Below are 25138 nucleotides of genomic sequence, written 5' to 3' on the forward strand. Positions count from 1 at the left end.
AAAGTTCTCCTACTTTAATCACAGACAATGTTAAATTAATTATTAATTAATCGAGCAAGGAAAATGCCATGAAGAAAAAGGCGGAACTGCCTTACAATTTAGATGACGACACATCACTTCCCTACTATCGCCTCGTGATGGTTGTAGCGGGTGCATTTTATCTCTCATGGTATTTCGTTGTCGAAGTTTTATTACCCGGTTCTTACAATCCATTCTGGGGACGTTTTTTCACAGTGCTTTCTTTTTGGATTGTTTACGCCGCTACTTTTTTTTCAGCTTCAGTTAGAAGAAACATAGAGTTCTGGTTTTCGTTTGCCGCGTGGATGACCACTTTGCATATTTATTATTTATTTTATAATAACCGCATCGACATCACATGGGTGTGGGGCTGTTATATGGCCGTCATCACGATCGCAGCCTTAATGCAAACGATGCGGTCAATGGTGACTTATGTGGTGTTTGTTATCGCGCTTTCAATCTTCATCAATCATGTAAGCCCCAATTTAAGCCAAGTTTTATTCTTACCAGGTATTTTTACAATTTTAGGCGTTGCTTTTATCGGCCTTCGTTCGCGTTTAAAACTAACGATTCAAGTTCGTGAAAATGCCTTACAGATTCGTCGCTTGTTAGATTCTACGTTTGAAGGCTTAGCTTTGCACGACGGTGAATTTCTTCTCGATGTCAATGAATCGATGGCCAAGATGTTCGGTTACCCCCGCCAAGAGTTGATCGGCAAAAGTATTTACACTATGTGTACACTTGAATCGGGCCAAATGGCTGCGGCCCACATCGCCCAACAAGCCGAATCGGCTTATGAAGCGATTGGTATTCGTAAAGACGGGTCACGTTTTCACATCGAGATTCGCGGTAAAAAACATATGCTTAAAGACGGCGTTCTTGGCCGCGTAGCTGCGATTCAAGACATCACAGACCGCAAGAAAAACGAACAAACGAAAATTCTTTTTGAAGCCTCGCAAGAAGCTTTAAGAATTCGTAACGAATTTATTTCTATTGCCTCGCACGAATTAAAAACTCCGCTAACAAGTATTAAACTGCAAACGCAGATGACCCAAATAGCTGCAGCCAAAGGCGACCCACAAGCTTATAGCCCTGAACGCATGAAAAAATTCGTAAGCCAAGTTGATAAGCAAGCTAACCGTTTAACAAATTTAATTGAAGATATGTTAGATGTTTCGCGTATTTCTCTTGGCAAACTGTCTTTAGAAAAAACACCGACATCATTAAATTCTTTAGTTGAAGAAACTTTAGAGTCTTTAAATGATTTGATCAAACAAAGTGGCAATCAGATTATCTGCAATCTTGAACCTAATATCACAGCCAACATTGACCGCTTTCGTATGGAGCAGGTTTTAACAAATCTTTTAACGAATGCTATTAAATACGGCGAGGGAAAACCCGTTAACCTCACTTTAACAAAGCATGGGAGTGAAATTTCTTTGTCGGTACGCGATCAAGGGATGGGCATTGCCAAAGAAAACCAAGAGCGTATCTTTGCACGCTTTGAAAGAGCTGTAGCTGCAAAAAACATTAGTGGCCTTGGATTAGGTTTATATATTTCACAACAAATTGTTCAGGCTCATCATGGGACAATCATCGTACAAAGTGCCCCGAATGAAGGAGCTTGTTTTATCGTAAATATTCCAGCAGAATAAAAATCGCATGAGTTCCATTGAAAACAAAATTCTTCTGATTGAAGACGACATTGATATTCAAGATAACTTGAAAACTTTTCTTGAAATGGAAAATTTTGAAGTCGCTGCTGCGGCCAACGGTAAGCAAGCGATCGAACTTATGCAAAAAGAAGGAAAGCCTTCTTTGATTCTTTTAGATTTAATGATGCCGATAATGAATGGCTATGAAATGTTAGCCGAAATGAAAAAGCGTAATCTTTTTCAAAAAAATCCGGTGCCTATTATTTTATTGTCAGCGGCTACAGATATTGAAGAAACAGCACGCGACCAAGTTGTTAAATTTGTGCGCAAGCCAATTGCTTTAGATAAGTTATTAACAACGATCAAAGAAATTCACGCTCAATACCCTCCGCACGGTACGGCCTAGAAAATGCTATTTTCACCTCGTAATTAAAATAACGAGGTGCTCATGAGAACAAGAGTCAAAAACGAACTTTTAATGCTTTGTGGTTTAGGGACATTAGCCCTGCTGCGTTCCAACAGAAAACGTTTAGCCATTTTGCCCGCTTTAGCGAGCGGTTACTTATTAACGCGAATCTTAGTTGAAACAAGCAATCCTGATTCGTTTCGCGGTCAATCTGCTATTATCACCGGAGGTTCGCGCGGCTTAGGCTTAGCGTTAGCGCGCCAACTGGTAAATGAAAATTGTAATGTTACATTACTGGCGCGCGATGAAGATGAATTAAAACGCGCCAAAGCACAGCTTGATAAATTAAATCGCGGCCAAGTGCACATCATCGCTTGCGATATTACCGACAACGTACAATTAAGTTCTGCTATTCACGAAGCTGCAGATCTTTTTGATGGGATTGATTTACTCATTAACAATGCCGGAGCCATTGTCGTAGGCCCTTGGGAGAGTATGACCCAGCAAGACTTTGAAGCGCAGATGAATATTCATCTTTATGCAGCCATGAATTCCATTCGCATAGCTCTGCCGTTCTTGCGTCAAAAAACAAGCGCTGGACGCATCGTCAATATTTGTTCGATGGGTGGGCGCATGGCGATTCCGCATATGCTTCCGTATGACACCTCTAAATTTGCCTTATCAGGATTTTCGCAAGGACTGGCGACCGAACTTTATGACGAAGATATTTCAGTCACGACAGTTTACCCGGGCATGATGCGCACCGGATCTCCGATTCAAGCGGTGTTTAAAGGTGAACATGAAAAAGAATTTGCCTGGTTTCAATCAGCGGATGTGCTTCCGGGGTTTTCAACAGCGGTTCAAGATGCGGCCAAACAAATTATCGAAGCAGCACGTGAGCGACGTTTTGAATTGATGCCATTCTTACCTGCGAAATTGCGCTTCGGACTTGGCACATTCTTTCCGGAATTAGTGGCTTATACATTAGTGTTATTAAATCGTTTACTGCCGTCAGGACAATCCGGCGAATATAAAACAGGAGCCCAGTCACGCGAAGTGTTTGACCGTTCGCTGTTAACTAAGCCCTTTAGATCTTCGGCGCAGAAAGCAGAAAAAGAATCTAATCAGACGCCGAAGTTTGATGCTAAAGAAAATATGGGTTTACTCCACTAACTAGTTACACTGATTCTAAAATCGCGGCCACACCCATTCCACCAGCTGTACAGATGGAAACAAGGCCGCGCTTTTTACCGCCACCCGCTAGAAGTTTCGCTAACGTTCCAGTAACACGTGCACCCGTGGCTGCAAAAGGATGTCCCATCGCAATTGAACTTCCGACCACGTTCATTTTTGAACGGTCAATCGATCCAATCGGTGCTTTTAAGCCTAAAACATTTTTGCAGTATTCAGGTGATTCCCAAGCTTTTAAATTACAAAGAACCTGAGCTGCGAACGCTTCATGAATTTCAAAATAATCAAAATCTTTAAATGTTAATTCGTTGCGAGTTAATAATTGCGATACAGCTTTTGTTGGCGCCATTAATAAACCTGCGCCATGAACGAAATCAACTGCTGCCGCTTGCACATCAATCACTTTCGCCATCGGAAATAAACCTAACTTTTGTGCTGCCGATTCAGTTCCTAATAAAACTGTCGCTGCCCCGTCTGTTAACGGAGAACTATTACCCGCAGTTAATGTTCCAGCAACCGGATCAAATGAAGGTTTTAATTTCGCTAACTTTTGAATATTTGTATCCGCACGTAAAGTCGCATCACGAGTGATTCCGTGAAATGGAATCACTAAGTCATCATAAAAACCAGCATCGTAAGCTTTCGCTCCGTTTAAGTGACTGGCTAATGCCACCTGATCTTGGTCTTCGCGGGCAATCTTCCATTCTTTGGCCATTAATTCACAGTGCTGACCCATCGACATTAATGTTCTTGGTTCAGTCACCGAAGCCGCTCTTGGTTTAAACATACCGATTGAAGCTCCTGATAAAGCTTTCATACGGGCACCGAAAGTTTTGGCATTGTTCATGTTCATTAAAAATTTTCTGAACTTATCAGAAACTTCGATCGGAAAATCACTGTTCGTATCAACACCACCGGCAATACCTAATTCAATCGCACCTGTGTGAATTTTCATCGCGATCTGCCAGATGTTATCTAAACTTGTCGCGCAAGCACGTTGTGTATTGTACGCCGGAGAATTTGGATCAAGTTCAGTTTCAAGAACACATTCGCGGGCCAAGTTCCAATCCGCAGAGCTATTCATCAAACAACCTAAAGCGGTGTCACCGATGAATTTACCTTGTAAATTGTTTTTGCGAATCAAACCATTAAGAGCTGCGACCATTAACTCTTTACGAGTGACATCGGCATACACTGTTTGGCTTTTGGCAAAAGGGATACGTGAACTTCCTAGAATATAAACTTGGTTATTTGCTGTTTTCATACCCTTAATGGTAGCACTCTATAAAAGTCTGGGTACGTAAAGAGCACTGTGCCAAACAAAACTCTCTTTAGACTAAAGTCTTAGATCCTTGACATGACCAATGGTCAATTTGTCTTCTGACTTTATTCTAAGTCATAATTAGGGCTATGAAATTTACACTTATTTTAGTTTGTAGTTGGATTGCTTTTTTCGGCTGTCAAAAAAAAGAAAGTGGTGAAACGACCACAGTCACTTTCACCATGCCTGATCTTTCAGGTCACAGTACGCAAAATTATTACCAACGAGCGGCTTCGGCTCCAGCAACAATCGATGAAGTGAACTGCTTTGCCGTAATGGTGTCAGGCCCCGAACCTTTTATGAGTCGCACAAGCTGCCCCGTTGTTGATTCAACTTCAGCAAATATTTCAGCGCAAAAAAGAATTGGTTTAGTCAGAGGCTTAGTTCCAAGCGGCGGAACAATTTCATTTCCAGTTCCTGCAGGCCCACAACGTCAATTTACTTTATTAGGTGTTAAAGCAAATCCTCTGTCGGCGTGTTTAGATTTCATGAATCCGAATATTTCGCAAGATTACACTTCGCAGTTATTTATTGTCGGCACCTCTTCGTTTATTGATTTACAACCGGGCGTTACGGTGAATGTTCCGATTAAACTTCCGACTTCAGGCACAGCTTTCACAACCGGAAGCCCTCGTATCGGTGAATGCAGCGGACCTGATTCGCCCTCAAATCTTGGACGTATTTTACCAACGAAAACGCAAGTGGCCAAAGATCAGTTCCCGTACAACGTTCTTAAATACGGTTCTTGCAATGCCGCGACTCTTAATTTTGTCGATGACTTCGGTCGCAATGGTCCCACAATGGCCGGACAAAATATGATTGTCGAACGCGCTGAAGTTTCAACAGCGGGCGTCGTCGGAGTATTCTCTTCATTTGCAATGTACACTGATCCAAATTGTGCAAACTCATTAACGACTGAATTTAATGTTCCAGCGAACACGAGAAACTTTCCCATCTTTTTCTCATCTTCGGCTTCGCCATCAGTTTCTGGTTTTAGATTTAAAGTACGCCCGGGCACAACAGCACCGGCATCAATATATCCTGAATCTATTTCAGAAACTTTTTTAATTGCGCCGGTCGGAACCGCTGCCATCGAAGTGTTAGGCACACGCCGTGTGATTCCAGATATGTGTTACAATATGGTCGGAAATTTTAAAACAACCGACCTGAGTCCTTTAACGGGATCAGCGTACACTCCAACTTACGCAACCCCTGAATCAGCTATCTTTCCAGAGAAGTTTTGCACAAATGCTGCGATTGCCAATGGTACAGCTTATTCAATCACACCAAGTGCGCAATTTGATTTTTCAATGCGCTTTACGCAAGACACTTTCACTTCAACATTTATTTCGCTAACACCAACAACTGCAAGTGGATCAGGAATCGCTTCCCAATATGCCGTGCAAGTGGTAGGTGGTTCGCACAACCCAACATTTTTGCGACCTGAATTACCGCCCTATATTCCGGCGGCGACTTCAGGTTGTTTTGGTCCGTTTCAGGTTTTGGTTGAAAATGAAAAAGGCGGCGCCATTGTGACCAATGGAACTATTGCTTTAACATTTACAGTAGGTCATTCGGATGTAGGAATTTACAATAACAATCTTTGCAATCAGAATTATGCTTCGCTGTTTGCCAGCGATTATCGCCGTTCATTTTACGTGGGAGTCAGTTCAACAGCCGTTGTTACGAATACAACTTTGACTTTAAGATCACAGGGCCAGATTGATCATCCATCAGCCCTGGGTAGTACGGTAAATGCTGTAAGTCTTACGACTTTCGTGAATTTACCGTTTAAATAATAAGAATTATTTTTTTGCAGGCTGGCGATTAGCTAAAACCGTCAGTGTAAAATTTTCAGGACCATCATCTTCACCCACTTCGATTGTACCGGCTTTACCTTCAGAAACGATCATCTCTGGTGTTGAAAGAATTTGGCGTACACCTTTAGCAATAACACCCACTGTGAACTTTAAATGAACTTTTTTAAGTTCGCCGTCGATCTCTTCAGGAGTCACTTCGATAAAACTGCCTGTGCCGTTCGCTGACTTTTGTTGAATTTCAGATTTTTCGCCATGATTAACGATTAAACCTTGAGAAGCGACATGCTTGCCGTTCAAAGTTAGATTGATATTTAATTTGTAAACCGGATTAGCTGCGAAAGCAGATGAAAGAAATAGAAACGATACTAATAGCGTCGCTTTAAACATTGTGTGCTCCTTGTAGTTTAGAAAACTCAAGAAAGTTTAAACGACAAATTTTCAAAAATCATGCATAAGTATGCATAATCTATTTTTAGAAACACCGTGTACTGTACTTACGTCCAGTCACTTATCGCTGATATAAAAAAACACTATTCGCCTCAACCCTTGTCACTTCTGTTCTGTGTGAAAGACTCGCAGGCCCTAAGCCTTCTTAAGGCCTGCTCATCCCAAGGATTTGGAAAAATGTTTTTGCGTACTTAGTCAGTTGCCTGACTTACAATTAGCCTAATAACTTAAGAGCTAATTGAGTGTTTGTGTTAGCTTGACCCAACACTGAAGTCGCAGCTTGCATAAGAACGTTGTTCTTCGCTAATTCTGTCGACTCTGCTGCGATATCCGCATCTCTGATACGAGAGTTCGCTGCTGCATAGTTCTCCTCAGCTGTCGCTAAGTTCTGAGAAGTCGATTGTAATCTATTTTGAAACGCACCTAAATTTGCGCGCGAAGAGTTCACTCGTGCAATCGCATCATCGACTGCTGCTAAGCTTGTCTGCGCTGACAATTTATCGCCTACGTTTGCATCTACTAGCTGTAATGATTCTAATGTTGCATTAGATTCATCACTTCTAAAGCTGATGCGGTCTAAGTTCGGATCATTCTGAGTACCGATTTGGATATCCAGAACTCCACCTTGTCCATTTAACAGAGGTGTTCCGTTGAATTTTGTACTTTGAGCAATACGCTCCATTTCAGCTTTGAGCTGTTGATACTCTACGTTCGTCAACACGCGCTCTTTATCGCTGATCGTGTCTGAAGCGGCTTGTACGCCCAGCTCACGTAAACGAACTAACATGTTAGCCATTTCACCCAAGCTACCTTCGGCAACTTGAACTAATGAGATACCATCGTTCGCATTTCTGTTGGCTTGTCTAAGGCCGCGCACTTGCGCTTTAATGTTTTCAGAAATCGCCAATCCTGCAGCATCATCTGCGGCTTGGTTAATTCTTGACCCCGATGATAGACGTGCCATCGAAGTGTTCTGTTTAATGCCTAGCGAGTACAGGTTTTTACCTGCATTAATCGCGGCTACGTTGGTTGCAATACGCATCCCCATTTTATCCTCCTTGTAATGTATTCATCCTTGAATGTCCCTTTCCTTGGTAAAGCAGAGTCCGTTCTGCCTAGTTAAACTTACAAAAACTAAAATCTAAAAAATCAAAATCTAAAATTCATTTTAAAAAACTTACGTCACAAAACATGCGTCTATAAAACGCGAGTCTACAAATCACGAGTCAAAAAATCATTTTCAAGACTCAAAATTTATTAGCTCTTCAACAACTGCAACGCGATGTTGGGTTGTTGGTTCGCTTGTGACAACACCGAAGTACCTGCTTGCAGAAGGATATTCTGTTTCGCTAACTCAGTACTTTCATCCGCGATATCCGCATCACGGATACGTGAATTCGCTGTTGCTAAGTTCTCTAAGCTTGTTTGCAATCCTTCAACCGTTGAGTTCAATCGGTTTTGAATCGCACCAAACCCTGCACGCAGCTGGCTCACCTGGTTGATCGCCGAATCGATATTAGCTAAAGAATTCTGTGCCGAAGGCTTATCCAATATGCTTGTTAAATCCAAGCCTAAAGCCGTCGTTCCACCGTCTGCTTGAGCCGTATTAAAACTAATGCGGTCAAACTGCGGCGAATTTCTTACGCCAATTTGGAAGTCTAAAAGTCCGCCGGTTCCATTTAATAACGGAGTTCCGTTAAACTCTGCACTTCCGGTGATGCGATCGATCTCTTCTAATAAATTAGAATACTCGATATTTGCTAAACCACGTTCGCGATCACCAATCGTATCTGATGCTGCTTGCACCCCTAATTCACGTAAACGAATGAGCATGTTACTTACTTCGTTTAATGCACCCTCAGCAGTTTGGATCAGCGAGATACCATCTTGAGCGTTTCTGTTAGCTTGTTTAAGACCTCTCATTTGAGCCTTAATATTTTCTGAAATCGCTAAACCTGCTGCATCATCAGCTGATTTGTTAATGCGGTTTCCTGAAGCCAACCTAGCCATCGCTGTATCCATTTTATTCTTCGTACCATACAACGCTTTTTGTGCATTCAATGCCGTAACATTTGTACCAATTCTTAATCCCATAACTTCCTCCGTGAAGTTGTCCCGGGTTTGACTACTTTGCGAAACTCCTGTCTCACTTCGTCCCACACCGAGGCGGTTTATTTTGAGAATCCATCCTTGAATTCTCAGAATCGTATTACTCTTGTACACTTTTTCGGATCATCCTGAGAAAACTTGAGACACTTGTCTCAACAAAAGCCATTTTTAGCCTTAAGTCTGTCCTGTAATGCAATTAAACACGTCCTGACGAATTTTTTTTCAGATTTCTGGACCTCAAGGCGTAACAGTTTTTTGACCGTTTTTTGGTGACTCTAAGGGTTATGCAGTAGTAATTTCGTATTCCATATATGGAAATACGCGATCCCATTCACGGTAGTATTTATCTCTCAGACGGCGAAGAAGCGATCATCGAATCAGTTGAGTTTCAACGTCTTAGAGAAATCAAACAATTAGGTTTTTCAGAATTCAGTTTTCCAGGAGCCACTCACAATAGATTCATTCACTCCATCGGTGTGAGTTATGTCGCGGGATTAGTTTTTGACAGTATTTTCAGAGCGTATCCGTTAAAATCTTCGAATAGAAATCGCTTTCGTCAGATGGTAAAGTTAGCTGCTTTACTTCATGATGTGGGTCACGGCCCGTTATCTCACACCACTGAACAAGTGATGCCTGAGTTATCAAAATTAAATATTAAAATTTACCAAGAACAAGGCGTAGATCAAAACCGTCAAGCTAATCACGAAGACTACACCATTAAATTTGTAACTGATTCGCATATCGCAGATATCATTAAAAAATATTATTCTGATATTGATCCGCTACATGTCGCTTGTCTTATTGATAAAGAATTAAAATGTAATCCAGACGTGTTTACTGACGGTATTATTAATTTCAGACCTTTATTAAGCCAGATTGTATCAAGCGAACTAGACGCTGACCGCATGGATTACTTAGAACGTGATTCTTACTTCTGCGGTATCAACTACGGTAAAATCGACCGTGACTGGTTAGTGCAAAACTTAACTCTACATATTAAAGACCATAATGCGTATTTAGCTTTAAATCGCCGTGCGCTTTACGCGTTCGATGATTTCTTGATTTCACGCCATCATATGTACCTTATGGTTTACTTCCACCATAAGAGCATTATTTACGATGAGATGCTGAACCTGTACTTAGGTTCTAAAGAAGCCGCGTTTAAAATTCCGGCTGAGATTGAAAAATATATTCCGTACACAGATTATAAACTTTATGAACACTTAGATACGGTAACTACAAACGAGTGGGCTAAACGTATTTCTGAACGTAAACCTTATCGTGTAGCGATCGAATTACATAACCAAGACACTGGTCGTGTTGAAAATGTTCGCCGTCTATTAACAGACGCGCAGATTCATTCAATCTGGGCCAGCTCGCAGGTTCGTTTATCAAAATACCATCAAACGATTTCTGAAAACGACATGAACATCTATGTAGTTGATCAGTACGACAAATGGGATAAACCATCTCCAATCAATAACGCGACTCAGATCTTTCAAAAATATGAAGGTTCCCGCATGATCGACCGTGTATACGTAGCTCCAGAAAACTTCGATCAAGCTAAAAGAATTCTAAGCGAAGCTCGCTATTAGGTGCCAGGCCTTTTTTGCTACGGTTATATTTGATTTGAACTATTCTAAGGTTAAATCAGATCTTTTGGACCGAGCATCGGCCGCGCACTGTCTCTTTTATTTTTTGATTTAAAAAATGGCCTTTTAAATGCCGTCCGGGCAGCTTCTAACATTTCTGGCTCAGGAGTTTTATTTAACCACTTCAAAATTCCATCACGATCTTCTTTTAATAAAGTATCTTCAATAACAGGAATTTTCTTTTCAGATAAACCAAGCTTCATAGGTAAAGTACTAAAAGGATAATCTTCTACGCGTTCACAAATTCCCGCCGCTATCGGATTTCTATAATTGTATTTATAGGCATTTAAAAAATAATTATATTCATTCAAAATACACTTATAATGTCGGCCAGCGAATGTCTCATTAATGCGATTACCTGCTTTTGTTAGAGCTTTACTCGACTTAGTCATAAAATGCAGCATACACTGACTTATATTCGCATTTGGAGTTGATGCCAATAAGTGAAAATGATTAGACATCATAACAAAGCTATGAATTTGCAATCCATGTGACTCATGAACTAAAGCTAAGTTATCACAAAAAATTTGCCATACTTGTTCCAACGGAACATTGAACCACTCTTTGTTAATACATCGAGCCGAAATAGTGTAAGGAAATTCAGATTGAAGAATCGCTTTCGCACGAGCCATACACACAGCGATAGCAATCCCAAAGCCGCTTAAAACTTTAAATATTAAATTTTACAAACTGAAAAATCCGGCTAACGGATTTAATATTATTTGAACGTGCAAATTTTCTTGAAACAAAATGATTTACGAACTCGTTTATCAATAGGCATACAATCTACATAAGGCATAATTTTTTTTGCATGTTCTTCAAATGGAACTTTATACTTTTTATTAATCGGTTCCGGACCACACGCACCGGCAGCGCTAATGCAATCAGAATCTTTTGTACAAGCATACCAAATTCTCTTATCAGGTTCGGGACCAGACTGGCCATACGCAAAAAGACTCAACACAACTATATATAAAGATATAAATATTCGCATAAATCTCCTTTTCTTAAATAGCCAGGCTTCAAATCAAATTAAACCGTAGCAAAAAAGGCCTGGCACCCCTAAACGCGTTCGATCACCATGGCGATACCTTGACCGCCGCCGATGCAGGCTGAACCTAAAGCATACTTCGCATTACGTTTTTGTAATTCGTAAGCTAATAAGTTCATAATACGTGTTCCTGAAGCTGCTAAAGGATGTCCTACAGCGATCGCTCCGCCACGTACATTGGTTTTTTCTTTATTTAATTTTAATTCTTTTTCTACAGCTAAGTACTGAGCCGCAAACGCTTCGTTCACTTCAACTAGATCCATTTGATCAAGTGTAAGGCCTGCGCGTTCTAAAGCTTTACGTGCAGCTGGTGCTGGACCAATACCCATGATTTTAGGATCACAACCTACCGCCGCCCATGAAAGAATGCGCGCCATTGGTTTTAAACCGTTTGCTTTAACAAAAGATTCGCTCGCGATAAGTGATGTGGCCGCGCCATCAACGATTCCTGACGCTGTTGCCGCCGTTACTAAGCCATCTTTTTTAAACATGGCTTTCATTGTCGAAATTTTTTCTAAAGTCACTTCGGGTTTTGGGTGTTCGTCTTTATCAATGATGATCTCACCTTTTTTAGTCACAACTTTTACCGCGGTGATTTCATCTTTGAATAAACCAGCATCTAAAGCTTTTTTATATTTTTGTTGAGTCAGAATTGAATACTCATCACATTGTTGACGAGTAATTCCATACATTTCACCCAGATTTTCAGCGGTGATCGCCATCGGAGTATTTGTATAAGCATCCGTTAAAGCTGATGTCATCGCATCTTCTAATTCAAAGTTACCCATGCGCATACCATCAAATCTAACTTTTCTGGCAACGTAAGGAATTTGCGACATCTGTTCAACACCGCCGGCAAGAACCGCTTGGCCGTGACCCATCAAAATCATTTCAGCGGCATTAGCGATAGCTTGAAAACCGGAACCGCATAAACGATTCACGATGTAAGCGCCGCGATCTACAGGCACTCCTAATTTTAAACCTACGTGACGAGCCACATAGGCTGCATCAGCGCCGCTTTGTACAACGTTACCAATAATAGTTTGATCAATTTTATCTGGTGTAATACCTGCGGCTTCAAGTGTGGCTTTACCTGCAGCTACAGTTAAGTCTGTCGCAGATACGTCTTTTAATCCGCCACCGAAGGATCCAAAGGCTGTTCTTTTTCCTGAAACTAAATAAATTTTTTCCATGGAATTAATGATGGCTTGATTTTATGAAGATGGCAATGAAGCACTGCCTTGATATCAAATATAAGCGTAGCAAAAAAGGCCTGGCACCCTAATTACCATTTCCATTTAAGCGATACAGCAGACTTTTGTTCGGTATTAGAAACTTGGTGCGACACCACTAAATCATTTTTCTCTGAAAGTTGCTCTGTCACTTCTGCTTCAGCGCGCGCCGCTTTTAAATCGTAATTAAGAGCAGCATTAACCCAGCCCGTGTATTGGATTTTTGCTAAAGCCTGGATGGCTAAAACTTTAAAATTAAAACGGTGACTCACTTGATTATCATCTTGGTAAACAGCTTCTACGTTTAATTTTTTTTCGGCTGTTTCAACGGCTTTACCTGCAGCTGAATGGCGTAAAGGTGAATGTTTCCAATAAAGTGATAAGCTATTATCAGCCATTTTCGTTAAAAATGATTGTGTTGTTTCGTCAGCCGCAACTTTATCCGGTAAGATTTCAGCGGTAAAAATATCGGCCAGTGACTCAGCGCCAGCTTTCTCGGGAAGTACAAGTTTTTTCGTCTTTGCAACGTTTACCTTAGCTTGGCATAAAGAGCCCAAACTCAGACTTAAGAACACTGTAAAAACTGTTAAAACGGCTTTGATCACCATACTTAGTTTATATACAAGTCTTAGGCCATCTTTAGAGAGCGGAAATGGCTCCTATTTGAGCTAATGGGCATATTATGAGACACCCTGTTTAAGCCCTCGACACCTGTAGTAATAAAAATATTTAATAAACATTTGAACCTTTTGGACCCCCGGGTCGTCTAATGGTCAAAATTAACTTTAAAGGAGCTTAGTTATGCCCTCGAATTTACAAATTTCTCTAAAAAAACCAGCTGTATTAGCCGTTTTTTCGGTGGCATTTTTGCTCTCAAATTTTGCTCTTGCTGGCAAAAAAGATACGCCGCATGGGTGTCATGAAAAAGAAAAACAGTTCTACGGTTCTTTGAAAAAAATTAAAGAAAAACTAGACCTGACAGAAGAGCAAAAAACTAAGCTTCAAGACATGCAGGCCACCTACGGCAAAGAAGCTATGAAGAAAAAGCACCACGAAATGGAACAGGTGCAAAAAGACCTGGAAGAGCTTTTAAGAAGTGATGCCAGCGACGAAAAAGTTCGCGAAAAATTTGCGGCTCTGCAAAAAATCCAAGAGGATTTTGCCAAAACGCGCTTCGAACGAATCTTGCATATTCGTTCGATCTTAACCCCTGAACAGCGCACTAAATTTAAAAACATGATCGGAAAAGAATAATAAAGAATGAAGTTAAACTCGGCGGTTGTTTCTTTAACGAATTTGTTGACCAGGTCAGAGAAAAGCGAATCTGAGCAGTTTTCTGATCTTTACAACAAATACCAAAAACTGGTGCGATCAGTAATTTTTCAAATTGCTGGCCCTTCGCATTTAAGTGATTTGGTGCAAGAAACTTTTATCCGCGTCTGGGGCAAGTTGCCTGAGTTTAGAAAAGAATCAGAAATTTCGTCGTGGATTTACCGCATTGCTGTAAATATCGCTTTAGATCATTTGCGCAGTGAAAAAAGACATCCCACATCGAGTGATGCAGTTCTTGAATTTAAAAATGACGGCCGCGATTTAGAACAAGAGTTAGCTAACCGCGAACTTGTTTCTGAAAGTTTGATGGCTTTAAGTGCCGAACACCGAACGGTGATTGTTTTATCGTTAATCCACGAATTATCTTTGGCAGAAACCGCCCAGGTTTTAGAAGTTTCCGAAGGAACCGTAAAATCAAGACTGCATTACGCCAAAGAACATTTGCGACAATTTGTTTCTGAGTTGTCAGAGAAAAAGAGGACGTTATGAATCGTTTTAATAAAATGAATGATGATGAACTAAAATCTTTTATTAAAGAAAACCAACCGCAAGCGCCGAAAGCTGACGCTGGTGAACTCAATTCTTTAATGCGCCAATTAAATCTTAAACAACCAGAATCCTCTTCAAATACAATTTGGTTATGGCTATCAACGGGCCTTGCAGCCAGTTTATTTATGTTTCATTTCTTAACGGTGGCTCCCACAATCACGGAACCGCCAGCTGTTACAACGGCTACAGTAACGACAGCTCAACCGATTTCTATCGAAGAAGATGATGAATACACCGAAGCCAGTGTTCCAACTCTGGACGTTGGTGAAGAGTATCTAACGTTGGCCGGATTTTAATACGATTTATCTGAACTTTTTCGAAGTCTGCGTCGTCAAACGCATATATGAAAAACCTTCGGATTTATCTTATTGTTTCACTTGTTGCTCCCTCCCTAGTTTTTGCCCAACCCGCAACGAGCCACGTTTCAAATTTAGAAAATATCGTGGCTCAAGCAGCTAACAAATCTGAAACACTTAAAAGCTTAGAAGTCTCACTTGAAAGTTTAGACAGCGAAATCAAAGCCCGTGATCTTGAATTATCATCACGCTTAAACGCTGAACTTTCGGCGTACAAAGATAAACGCGAAGTTTTTGGCACTATCCCCCGCGAAGGCACATCCGGTATATTTGGTTTAACAGTCGTAAAACCTTTTTCTTCAGGCACTGAATTATTAGTCGCTACTGATCACACGTTACTCGGAAAAGATGACACTTATCCAGAGCGCAGCACAGCCCAGTGGCAAGTGCAGCTTTCACAATCATTATGGCAAAATTCTTTTGGCCGCAGCACCCGCCTTCGTCATCAAGCCGAAGAAGCTGAATTAAAAAGCCGTAAAGCTTCTTTAGAATTTGAACGCCAGAATTTTTTAATCACGGTTGAAAACGCGTACTGGGATTTAGTCTTAGCCGAAAAAGAATTAGCGATTCGCAAAGATAACGTTAAACGCAGTGAAACTTTAGAAAAATGGACTTCAGGTCGCATGCGCCAGTTTGCTGCCGAAAAGACTGACCTGTTACAAGTGCAAGCCTTGTTAGCACAACGAAAACTAGATCTAGCCATTGTCGAAAACGATTTAACCAATAAGCAAAAAAACTTAGAGCAACTTGTTCCTGGTTTAGAATATAAATCCGCAGACTTTGTCGCCGAAAAAATGGGTGACTTAAATTCAAACTACAAAGAGCAATTTAAAAATAAAAAACTACGTCTGGATGCTTACGCTCAAGAACAACGAGCGCAGCAAAATTCATTTGAAGCCTTACGCGACGAAGATAGTTTACGCCCAGACCTTAGCGTTTTTGCCAGTTACACACAAAACGGCATTGCCGAAAAATTTGACCCTGCCTGGGATCGTGCGCTTGAAGAAAATCATTCAGAACAAAAAGTAGGTTTAACTTTAACTATGCTTTTAGACAGCGAAGGCAAATCACAACAGCAAAAAGCCTCAGCTAAGGCTTCTGAAGCAGCGAAATACCGTGCGCAGGCTTTAAACCGCGCTTCAGAAAATTCTTGGGCTGAACTCGCCCGCAATTTTGAAAATATGAGCGAACAAATTAAAGTCGCTAAAAATCTATTCAACATCCAATCGCAAAAACTAAAAGCCGAACAACAAAGATTTCAACAGGGCCGCACCACAACCCTACAAATGACCACTTTTGAAATTGACGCTGCTGAAAGTGAACTGCGTTTATACCGTCTTTTATCACAACAACAAAAGCTGGCCAGCCAGTTTAGATTATTCGTATCTGCAGGAAGTGATTTATGAATTTAATCAGTCTTTCAATCCGCCGCCCGGTTTTTGCCTGGGTTGTGATGTCAGCGTTAATTATTTTTGGAGCTATCAGCTTTAACCGTTTAGGCGTAAGCCAAATGCCCGATGTGGATTTTCCGGTGTTAAGTGTTTCAGTCGGTTACGAAGGCGCTTCGCCTGAAGTTGTTGAAGCTGAAATTCTTGATCCGATCGAACAGGCTTTATTATCTATCGAAGGGATCGAAGAAATGCGTGCTTCGGCCCGTCAAGGCAGCGGAAGCATTACTTTAAATTTTGATATTAATAGAAACGTCGATGTGGCTTTACAAGAAGTGCAGACCGCAATCAGCCAAGTGCGCTTACCAGAAGATGTTGATCCTCCGGTGATTCGTAAACGTAATCCTGAAGAATCACCGATTATGTTTATTGCCGTCACAACTGAAAAACCTTTACGTGAATCACTACAGTGGGTTGAAAGTTATCTTTTAGACCAATTTCGTTTTATTCCCGGTATCGGTGAAGTTGACGTCGGCGGATTTAGTTCACGTAACTTACGTGTTTGGCCTGATTTAGAAAAATTAAAACGAGCTGATCTAACAGTCGTTGATATTTTAGATACTATTCAATCACAACACTTAGAATCGGCCGCCGGGCAGTTTGCGGATGATAAAAAAGAATACCGTGTGCGTTGGTTAGGAGAAGCGACCACTGCACAAGAGGTAGGAAACATCCGTGTTCTTCGTCGCGGCGGCCAACTTATTCAAGACCGCACCTATCAATTAAAAGACGTGGCTATGATTGAAGATGGTCTAAGCGATATTCGCCGCCGCGCCAAAGCCGATGGCAAAGAGGCCATCACCATCGCTGTTCGTAAACAGCGTGGCAGTAACGAAGTTGAATTAAGCGAAAAAGTCAGAGCCCAAGTTGAAAAACTAAAACAAACTTTACCTAAAGAATATAACTTAATCGTAAATATCGATTTTACCGAATCAACAAAAGCTGTTGTGGATACAACTGTGCATAAGTTAGTAATCGCAGCGATTGTGACAATTTTAGTTTGTTTCTTCTTCTTAGGCAGCATTCAAGCTGCTGTTAATATTTTATTCTCGATTCCGACATCGATTATCGGAACACTTACAATTTTATATTTTTCAGGCTTTACACTTAACCTATTCACTCTCTTAGCATTAACACTTTCGATATCCATCGTGGTCGATGATGCGATCATGCTGCTCGAAAATATCGTGCGGCATTACCGTATGGGAAAATCCGCAGCGCAAGCCGCTTATGATGGTTCGATGGAAATCTTACCTGCTGCGACCGCTGCCACTTTAGCCGTTGTCGCCGTGTTCTTACCCGTTGTATTTATGAGCGGTATTACCGGAAAATTCTTTTTCCAATTCGGTGTAACCATGTCGGCTGCCGTTTTATTATCACTTCTTGAAGCGGTCACGATCACGCCGATGCGTGCCGCCCTTTTTATGAGAACCGGCCCCAAAACCACGCGTTTTGAACTTTACTTAGAAGATCTTTTTCATAAAATTGCACAAGGGTATCAAAAGATACTGCATGTAACGTTAGCGTATTCAAAAACGATCATCACTGTATCGACGTTATTATTTATCGTTTCGATTTTTCTGGTGAAATACGTAAAACAAGAGTTCGTACCTCAACAAGATCAGAATATTATTATATTAAGTGGCCAAACACCAACCGGTACTTCGATTGAGCGCACGTACGATAAAGCTTTAGAAATTGAAAATATTATTAAAACAAATAAACATATCGATCGTTTCTTTGTCTCGGTTGGAAGTGGTTTTGGCAGCAGCGGTGTCAACAGTATCTCGATGCCACTTTATTTGAAACCCCGCGAAACCAGAAAAGAAACTCACCTAAATATTATGACCGAACTTCGTAAAGAACTAGCCGCCGTTAAAGGTGTGCGTATTTCAATGCGTGATAACTCTTCACGCGGTTTAACTTCAGGAAGACAGGATCCGATTTCATTTAACTTACGCGGACCAAATCTTGATGTGCTCAATGAAAAATCAAAAGTGATCATGAAAAAGCTTGAAGACGAAGGCTTAACTGCTGAGCTTGATACCGATTTCAAGTTAGGTCTACCAGAATTTTTGATTCGCCCAGATCGTGAAGCGATGGCTGCCAAAGGTGTAGCGATTGACTCTGTAGCGCGAACATTAACAGCGACGGTCGCTGGCGTTCGTTCAAGCCAAATCACCTCTGATGGCCGAAGATACGATATTCGCGTAAAACTTCCAGAAGACCGCGTAACGAAAGCCAGTGATATTGAAAAAATCGAAGTCAGAAATAGTTTTGGTTTACGTGTTCCCTTATCAGAACTTGTCACGACTGAAGATAACGAAACTTACCAAGGTATTACCCGCCTTAACCGCCAAAGAGCAATTGGTGTCTTCGGACAACCAGCTCCGGGCCATGGTCAGGGCGAAGTTTTACAGCGCGCTGAAATCATTGCGAAAGAAATTTTACCAGAAGGATATTCTTTTAACCTAGAAGGTGCTGCCGCGGGTCTAACAGAGAGCTTTAAGAGTCTAACAACGGCTCTTATTTTAGGGATTTTAGTGGCTTATATGATTTTAGCAGTTCAGTTCAACTCATTCATTCACCCTATTTCAATCTTAGCAGCTTTACCGTTTAGTGTGACCGGTGCGATGTTGATTCTTTGGGGCACAGACCAATCGCTGAATTTATTCAGCTACATCGGTCTAGTGGTGTTAATGGGTATTGCTAAAAAGAATTCGATTCTACTTGTAGAATTTACGAACCATGTTCGTTCAGAAGGCGAAAAGAATATTTTAGAAGCTTTAACCAAAGCCTGCCCGATTCGTTTACGCCCGATCTTAATGACTTCGGTGGCAACCATTGCGGCGGCTTTACCCTTAGTGATTGGCGATAGCATCGGGCAAGAGACAAGAACGCCGATGGGTCTTGTGATCATCGGTGGTACTTTGGTTTCTACGATTTTTACGTTGTTCGTGGTTCCAAGCTTGTATCTGTTACTTTCAAAATTTGAGTCGCACAACAAAGACGAAATCAAAACATAAACAGGGAGGTTTATATGATCAAACGTGTGGTTTTCTTAACAGTGACTTTCTTGCTAGCATCGTTTATTACAGCTTGCACAACAGCAGGCACCGTAACAAATGGTGATGCTTATCGTGGCACAGCAGCAGAACGAGCCCGATAATATATTAATTTGCCTAAATCATATAATCTCATGAACAATTGAGGCTGTATGAACAGCAAAGTTATATTCCTTTTATTTTGTTCTTTGGTAACTTCAACCTTACAAGCCCAAATTTCAGTGGGACTAAAAGAATCCGCACTGGGAAACAGCGGAGCAGCGATCACCGAATCGTCTGCTCCTTCTTTTTATAACCCGGCCCTGCTTTCAGAAAAACAACAAAGCTATTTTAGCTTAACGGGTACAACGCTGACTTCATTTAAAACTTCGAACGACGCTGGCGAAATGAATTCAACAAAATTTGCACCGAATTACATTTCAAGCATTCATGCCTTTGAATCTTATATTCATGAATTTTCACTGGTTAACCAGCTTTCAGTAGATTCTCGCACGTCAGCTCCTATTACAAATGGAACAAAAACAACAAATCTTAAAGTCGATCAATATAATTTGTTGTATTCTTTCGCCTTCAGAGATTTTCCTTTTGGTTTTCAACTTGGTCTTCGTATCAACGAACAGAATGTTCGCCTAAGTGAAGCCTCGAACGATGGCAACATCGCCTACGGTTACGATTGGGATATTTCACACAGGGTCGGATACCTATTTGCCGGCTTCGGCGGAATTCACCAGCTGGGAGAACATTATCGTTTTGGTTATAAATACGAATCACCCGGTATAAATGTTTACAAAAAAACCGATCAAGTCGGAAGTTACTATTACTACGATAAAACTAATAATTTATTTCAGGCTGGCTCAAGTCGTGGCTCAACCGATGATAATAACTTTAATGCACAAACCGTAATTATCGGCCATAGTTTTACAACCGGCGACCATGAATTTCTAACAGATTCACGTTTCACCGAAAACCCTGATCAACACCACACGTACGATTTCTTTCAGACATTCGGTTACAAAATTAATTTTGCAAACAAGATGCAATTCCTGTGTGGCTTTTCACACGAATTTGACCCTGCCTCTAATTATTATTCAACCGGCTTTTCTTGGATGACTAATACTTTACGCTCACACATGAGCGCTTATTTCGCCGAAGGCAACGACAACATGCAATCAGCGGGCGTCACCTTCGGTAGCGAATTTATTTATTAGTTGGTCGGCTTGCCAGCCGATCTTAATTATTGAAACGTAATCTCGTCAAATAAAGTACCGACTGTACGCTGTAAATTAAAACGAGCTGCGATGATATTTCTTTTTAATTGCAGGTTTGATTGCCAGTAGTTTGAACGCGTATCAACCGCTGCGATCATATCTTTAAATTCAATTTTATCGCCCTTTTCGATCTTTTTAAAGATCGTAGCTAAACGCGTATCCGCTGTTTGCAAGTTTTGTTGTTGTAGGCTTTGTACTTTTTCTTGATTTGCAAGAGCATGGTAGCGGGCATTTAAGCTGTACTGTACGTCAGCCAAAGTCGCATCTCGCTCACTGCGAGTTGCCTCTAACTCTTTATTACCCGCACGGTTACGATAAACTGAACCAGCGCCAATCGTATAAGTCAGAGATACTCCGACATAAGCGCCTTTTGAATTCACTGACGGGCCACTGTCACCGCGGGAAGTGTTGTCGTTATAGCTGGCATTTAAATCCACACGCGGGCGAAATAATTTACGTTTATCAGCTTCACGCTCGTGCGTTTCAGCAGCCAAGCGATGATTCATACTTTGAATATCCGGGCTTTTTTCTAAAGCGATTTGAAAAGCTTTTTCAGCGTTCTCAGGAATCACCAAACCACTACGTAATTGATCAAAACTTTCTAAATCCAATGCCTGCGGAGCCGGTAAAGTCGTAAAATAAGTAAAATCTTTTTGTGCTTCGCTAATGCCGTAATCGACATTGACCATTGAAGTTTCTAAATCAGTAATTCTTTGATTTAAAGTTTCACGTTCTTCTTCGTTTAAATGGGCTTTCTGTAAGAACTCTAATTTTTTCTTTAAATCGACAACAAAGTTTTTTTGCTCGTAGTTTTCAACAAGGCTTATATAAGATTCAAACACCGAGCTAGCAAATCTTCCGCGCGTGTTGGGAATTTGCGAATTACTTGAATTGTATTCAGCATCGGTGGCTTTTAATCGTTCTTCAGCCGCACGTAATGATTCAACATCAGCGCCGCCGTTATACAGATTCATTGATACACCCACGTTATTACCATAACTTGTGCTGCGTGAAGTACCACCTGCCATTTGATTTTGTGAAAAGTTGGCTGAACTGCCAATATGTAATGAAGGGAGTAAATCCATGTATTGGGCTTTTTTTCTGTCTTGCATAGCTTGCATACGTAGATCAATCGCCGTTGTACGAGGGTTGTTTTGAATAGCGCCTTTAATCGCTTCTTTCAGACCAATTCCATACGAAGTAGAAGCACTTAAAGTTACGAGCAGAATCAACTTTTTCATCAACAACTCCTGAACTGGAGATTGTTTTACAAGTTTTATACCGCAGTCAATTCAACTAGGTTTGAATTCAGTGTCTTAACTTTAGACACCAAGCACAGATTGTTAATCGTTATCTAAGATATAGTTCGCAGGATTTACGGCAATACCGTTGACACGAACTTCATAATGGCAATGAGGCCCTGTAGAGCGGCCCGTACTTCCGACAGCGGCGATCACATCGTAGCGAGAAACTTTTTGTCCTACTTGCACGAAAATTTGCGAGTTATGCGCAAAACGAGTCAGTACTCCGTAGCCGTGATCAATCGAAACTAATTTTCCGAACTGATCATCCCAACCCGCGAAGCTTACGATACCGTCGGCTGGTGAACGCACTGGAGTTCCTGGAGGAGCTGTAATATCTAACCCCGCATGCATTTTTTGACGACCATTGATCGGGTCAATACGATAACCAAAACGTGAACCAATCGGGCCGCGCGCTGGCTGAATACTTGGCGTAGCTGCAAGTAAACTTTGGCGGTCAGATAAAAGTTCCCAAAGTTCAATCACTGATTGTTCTTTTAAGTTTGAATCTTTCACCGCTTGATCAATACGAATAACAAGTGATGCATAATTGGCTGTCGATTTTTCAGAGGCCACTTCACCCTTCATTGGGTTTAGCGGCGTTTCAGTATCAATCACCGGATCGTCTTTTTCCATATCATCAAGACTCATACGCGGAACTGGATCATCCACTTTCGGACCCACCTGCGCTGCCGGAAAATTTAATTTTTCTGGACGGTCTTTCAATTGAATATCAGTGATTAATTTTAATTTGTTCGAAACATTCGTGACACGATCCATCGCTGATTGAAGTGAATCTAGTTTAGCTTCAACCACTTGGAATTGGTTTTTTAATTCGATGTTTTCTAATTTTAATTTTTTATTTTCTAATGATTGGGCTAATAACCCGAAATAATCGATAAAGCCTGCCATTAATAGCACAGCAAAAAAACCTATGAAGAATAACGAAATTTTAAAATAAGCGACCGGCAAGCTGATCTTTTTAGTCTCGCTCTCATTACTGGTAACAAAATAAAGTGTAATTTGCTTTCGTGGTTCGCTCAAATTGCTTCTTTCGCTTAAGGCGCTGTTTTATGTTTCGCTGAAATTCAACACAAGAACAGTGACGTTGTCATCACCGCCGTGAGCTAATGCCTGCTGAATAAACAACGGAGTGGTTTTTTCTGGAGGATTGTCGTTAAAAATTTGGCACATTTCCTGATCGGTGATCATTCCTGTTAATCCATCAGAGCACATTAAGAAAATATCGCCCGGAAAAACTTCACGTTCTAAAATATCCGGATACACGTCACGTTCAAAACCAACTGATCTGGTGATCACGTTTTTTCCGATCGTAGCTTTGGCTTTTTCTTCAGTTAAAAATCCCAAACGAATTTGTTCGTTAATCAATGAGTGGTCTTCAGTGAGCTGCCAAACGTAAGGTTTTCTATACAAGTAACAACGACTATCACCCACGTTGGCGATATAAAGTTTTGAATCACGAAAGTAACCCATCACCATGGTTGTTCCCATACCATTTAGTTTGGATTCTTGCGCGGCTCTATCGAAAATACGGTGTGAGGCTTCTTGGTACGCCTGCATAAGTACTTCTCTCGGAGAGAATTGTAAGGCTTTAGGGTGTCCCAAAACTTCGCGTACAGTTTCAACAGCCAGGGCAGAAGCGACCTCGCCCCCCATGTGACCACCTACGCCATCGGCAACTACAAAAACACCAATTCGTTCGTCAATCAGAAATGAATCCTGATTGCCGGAACGTTTAAGCCCTTTATCTGATAAACACCAACACTGAAATCTCATTCATAAACAGTGTCCTAGCGATTACTTTCCGAGTCAAACGGCACAAATTAAACCAATACCTATAGTGAAGCTAGACCCTGGTCTAGTTCTTCAAAAAATATGACTAAAGTGCATCACCGAAACCTCAATTTCAAACGTCATACAACCGATAGTCTAGTAAGAGATTTGCTTAACTATCTGATGTCATAAGAAAAACATCAGCAAAACAAAACAAAGGTCGATATGAAAAAAGTTAATCGCCTTAAAATTTTTATCACTCTATCTATTGCGATCCATATCGCATTAGCTACTGTGGTTTTTGTCTTGCCGAAAATCCAACAACACTTCGCTCCTGTTGAAGTGGTGCTTGTGACTCCAGAAGAAATTTCAGAAGAGGTTGTTAAAGATGAAAAACAACCAACTCAAATCGTTGAAACTGACGAAAAATCGGCCAACGAACAAATTAACGAAAAAGCAAAATACTTAAGCGCAAAAAATAATTCTGTTGAAAAAGAAACGATCGCCAAAACAGGCGAGACTTTCAAAAATGCTCAACAGGTTGAAAAAAAACCAATGAAGGCCGCGAAAAAATCTCAGCCTTCGTTATTCGGTGAAAAATTTAACGCTTACGATGCTCTTGCGAAAAAAGCAGGAACGGGCAAATCCGATATCAACGGCAAACAGCAAGATTACACACAAACAGCCGAGAGCGGAAATCAACGTGGTCTTGAAGCCACTTCAACAGATAAACTGGCCCAAGTTGAACAAAGTTTAAAAACGCAGTTAAACACTAAAGAGTACAAGTACTATGGTTATTATCAGCGCATTAAAAATCAGCTGAACCAGTTCTGGCAACCGCAAGTGAAGCAAAAAGTATCACGCCTTATGACACAAGGTAGAACAATTGCCTCTGATTCGAACAACAAAGTCACTAAATTGATCATCGTGCTTAACGACGCCGGCACGTTAGTGAAAGTACAGGTCATTGGTGAATCTGGAGTTCGAGATCTCGATGAGGCCGCTGTAGAAGCGTTTAGACAGGCAGCCCCGTTCCCAAATCCTCCTAAAGGGATGGTAGAGAACGACGGCACCATTAAGATCCGCTGGGACTTCGTGGTGGAGTCCTAAACGCCGGCAAAAA

23 protein-coding genes are annotated in these 25138 nt (G+C 41.1%); 13 read left to right on the forward strand and 10 right to left on the reverse strand.

Translation table 11 applies throughout. From position 1 onward, the window contains the following. Nucleotides 1-68 precede the first annotated feature (68 nt). Genes ACKWCF_RS14415 through ACKWCF_RS14425 form a run of 3 tightly spaced genes read left to right on the forward strand, consistent with a single transcriptional unit; the run spans nt 69 to nt 3252 of the window. Nucleotides 69-1673: an ATP-binding protein gene (locus ACKWCF_RS14415; protein ID WP_409478304.1), complete on the forward strand. Its 1605-nt coding sequence runs from the start codon at nt 69-71 to the stop codon at nt 1671-1673. Nucleotides 1674-1680: 7 nt separating this feature from the next. Further along, nucleotides 1681-2079 carry a response regulator transcription factor gene (locus ACKWCF_RS14420; protein WP_409478305.1) on the forward strand — a complete coding sequence of 133 codons (399 nt, stop codon included), beginning with the start codon at nt 1681-1683 and terminating at the stop codon, nt 2077-2079. A 42-nt stretch (nt 2080-2121) separates the two neighbouring features. Beyond that, entirely contained in the window at nt 2122-3252 is a 1131-nt protein-coding gene (locus ACKWCF_RS14425) for an SDR family NAD(P)-dependent oxidoreductase (protein ID WP_409478306.1), read from the forward strand. Between the two features lie 4 nt (nt 3253-3256). Here the strand turns inward: ACKWCF_RS14425 and ACKWCF_RS14430 are convergent, their stop codons facing one another. Continuing rightward, the gene (locus tag ACKWCF_RS14430) at nt 3257-4534 is read right to left on the reverse strand and encodes an acetyl-CoA C-acetyltransferase (protein ID WP_409478307.1); all 1278 of its coding nucleotides are present in this window, start codon (nt 4532-4534) and stop codon (nt 3257-3259) included. Nucleotides 4535-4680: 146 nt separating this feature from the next. Here ACKWCF_RS14430 and ACKWCF_RS14435 point away from each other — a divergent pair, with 146 nt between their 5' ends. Beyond that, nucleotides 4681-6390: a hypothetical protein gene (locus ACKWCF_RS14435; RefSeq protein ID WP_409478308.1), complete on the forward strand. Its 1710-nt coding sequence runs from the start codon at nt 4681-4683 to the stop codon at nt 6388-6390. Between the two features lie 6 nt (nt 6391-6396). Here the strand turns inward: ACKWCF_RS14435 and ACKWCF_RS14440 are convergent, their stop codons facing one another. The 3 genes from ACKWCF_RS14440 to ACKWCF_RS14450 form a co-directional block, all read right to left on the reverse strand. Further along, nucleotides 6397-6798 (reverse strand): hypothetical protein, encoded by a 402-nt coding sequence (locus ACKWCF_RS14440; RefSeq protein ID WP_409478309.1) that lies wholly within the window; start codon nt 6796-6798, stop codon nt 6397-6399. 274 nt (nt 6799-7072) lie between these two features. Then, nucleotides 7073-7906 carry a flagellin gene (locus ACKWCF_RS14445; protein WP_409478310.1) on the reverse strand — a complete coding sequence of 278 codons (834 nt, stop codon included), beginning with the start codon at nt 7904-7906 and terminating at the stop codon, nt 7073-7075. A gap of 209 nt (nt 7907-8115) precedes the next feature. Continuing rightward, complete coding sequence (locus ACKWCF_RS14450) at nt 8116-8952, reverse strand: flagellin (RefSeq protein WP_409478311.1); 837 nt, start codon at nt 8950-8952, stop codon at nt 8116-8118. A gap of 326 nt (nt 8953-9278) precedes the next feature. On the opposite strand from ACKWCF_RS14450, the gene ACKWCF_RS14455 reads away from it, so the two are divergent. Continuing rightward, on the forward strand, nt 9279-10562 hold the full coding sequence (locus tag ACKWCF_RS14455; RefSeq protein ID WP_409478312.1) for an HD domain-containing protein: 1284 nt from the start codon (nt 9279-9281) through the stop codon (nt 10560-10562). 50 nt (nt 10563-10612) lie between these two features. On the opposite strand, the gene ACKWCF_RS14460 is transcribed toward ACKWCF_RS14455, so the two are convergent. The 3 genes from ACKWCF_RS14460 to ACKWCF_RS14470 all read right to left on the reverse strand — a co-directional run bounded on the left by ACKWCF_RS14460 (nt 10613) and on the right by ACKWCF_RS14470 (nt 13510). Next, nucleotides 10613-11251: a transposase gene (locus ACKWCF_RS14460; RefSeq protein WP_409478313.1), complete on the reverse strand. Its 639-nt coding sequence runs from the start codon at nt 11249-11251 to the stop codon at nt 10613-10615. 430 nt (nt 11252-11681) lie between these two features. Further along, the gene (locus ACKWCF_RS14465) at nt 11682-12863 is read right to left on the reverse strand and encodes an acetyl-CoA C-acetyltransferase (protein ID WP_409478314.1); all 1182 of its coding nucleotides are present in this window, start codon (nt 12861-12863) and stop codon (nt 11682-11684) included. Nucleotides 12864-12955: 92 nt separating this feature from the next. After that, nucleotides 12956-13510 (reverse strand): hypothetical protein, encoded by a 555-nt coding sequence (locus ACKWCF_RS14470; RefSeq protein ID WP_409478315.1) that lies wholly within the window; start codon nt 13508-13510, stop codon nt 12956-12958. A gap of 193 nt (nt 13511-13703) precedes the next feature. Between ACKWCF_RS14470 and ACKWCF_RS14475 the strand changes: the two genes are divergently transcribed. The 7 genes from ACKWCF_RS14475 (at nt 13704) to ACKWCF_RS14505 (ending at nt 20860) form a co-directional block, all read left to right on the forward strand. Further along, nucleotides 13704-14156 carry a Spy/CpxP family protein refolding chaperone gene (locus ACKWCF_RS14475; RefSeq protein ID WP_409478316.1) on the forward strand — a complete coding sequence of 151 codons (453 nt, stop codon included), beginning with the start codon at nt 13704-13706 and terminating at the stop codon, nt 14154-14156. 6 nt (nt 14157-14162) lie between these two features. Continuing rightward, the gene (locus tag ACKWCF_RS14480; RefSeq protein WP_409478317.1) at nt 14163-14723 is read left to right on the forward strand and encodes an RNA polymerase sigma factor; all 561 of its coding nucleotides are present in this window, start codon (nt 14163-14165) and stop codon (nt 14721-14723) included. Continuing rightward, nucleotides 14720-15079, forward strand: coding sequence for a hypothetical protein (locus ACKWCF_RS14485; RefSeq protein WP_409478318.1), 360 nt, complete (start codon nt 14720-14722; stop codon nt 15077-15079). Before ACKWCF_RS14480 ends, ACKWCF_RS14485 begins: the two co-directional genes overlap by 4 nt. 47 nt (nt 15080-15126) lie before the next feature. Beyond that, the gene (locus tag ACKWCF_RS14490; RefSeq protein ID WP_409478319.1) at nt 15127-16545 is read left to right on the forward strand and encodes a TolC family protein; all 1419 of its coding nucleotides are present in this window, start codon (nt 15127-15129) and stop codon (nt 16543-16545) included. Beyond that, a complete protein-coding gene (locus ACKWCF_RS14495) occupies nt 16542-19613 on the forward strand; it encodes an efflux RND transporter permease subunit (protein ID WP_409478320.1) in 3072 nt (1023 codons plus the stop codon). The genes ACKWCF_RS14490 and ACKWCF_RS14495 overlap by 4 nt, the downstream gene beginning before the upstream one ends. Before the next feature lie 14 nt (nt 19614-19627). Beyond that, nucleotides 19628-19756 (forward strand): hypothetical protein, encoded by a 129-nt coding sequence (locus tag ACKWCF_RS14500; protein WP_409478321.1) that lies wholly within the window; start codon nt 19628-19630, stop codon nt 19754-19756. 84 nt (nt 19757-19840) lie between these two features. After that, a complete protein-coding gene (locus ACKWCF_RS14505) occupies nt 19841-20860 on the forward strand; it encodes a hypothetical protein (protein WP_409478322.1) in 1020 nt (339 codons plus the stop codon). Nucleotides 20861-20886: 26 nt separating this feature from the next. On the opposite strand, the gene ACKWCF_RS14510 is transcribed toward ACKWCF_RS14505, so the two are convergent. The 3 genes from ACKWCF_RS14510 to ACKWCF_RS14520 form a co-directional block, all read right to left on the reverse strand. After that, nucleotides 20887-22161 carry a TolC family protein gene (locus tag ACKWCF_RS14510; RefSeq protein ID WP_409478323.1) on the reverse strand — a complete coding sequence of 425 codons (1275 nt, stop codon included), beginning with the start codon at nt 22159-22161 and terminating at the stop codon, nt 20887-20889. Between the two features lie 102 nt (nt 22162-22263). Then, complete coding sequence (locus ACKWCF_RS14515; protein ID WP_409480263.1) at nt 22264-23133, reverse strand: M23 family metallopeptidase; 870 nt, start codon at nt 23131-23133, stop codon at nt 22264-22266. A 159-nt stretch (nt 23134-23292) separates the two neighbouring features. Next, nucleotides 23293-24018, reverse strand: coding sequence for a Stp1/IreP family PP2C-type Ser/Thr phosphatase (locus ACKWCF_RS14520; RefSeq protein WP_409478324.1), 726 nt, complete (start codon nt 24016-24018; stop codon nt 23293-23295). A 222-nt stretch (nt 24019-24240) separates the two neighbouring features. Here ACKWCF_RS14520 and ACKWCF_RS14525 point away from each other — a divergent pair, with 222 nt between their 5' ends. Further along, a complete protein-coding gene (locus ACKWCF_RS14525; RefSeq protein WP_409478325.1) occupies nt 24241-25125 on the forward strand; it encodes an energy transducer TonB in 885 nt (294 codons plus the stop codon). Nucleotides 25126-25138: the final 13 nt, after the last annotated feature.

Source organism: Pseudobdellovibrio sp. HCB154 (assembly GCF_046267985.1).
Lineage (GTDB): Bacteria > Bdellovibrionota > Bdellovibrionia > Bdellovibrionales > Bdellovibrionaceae > Pseudobdellovibrio.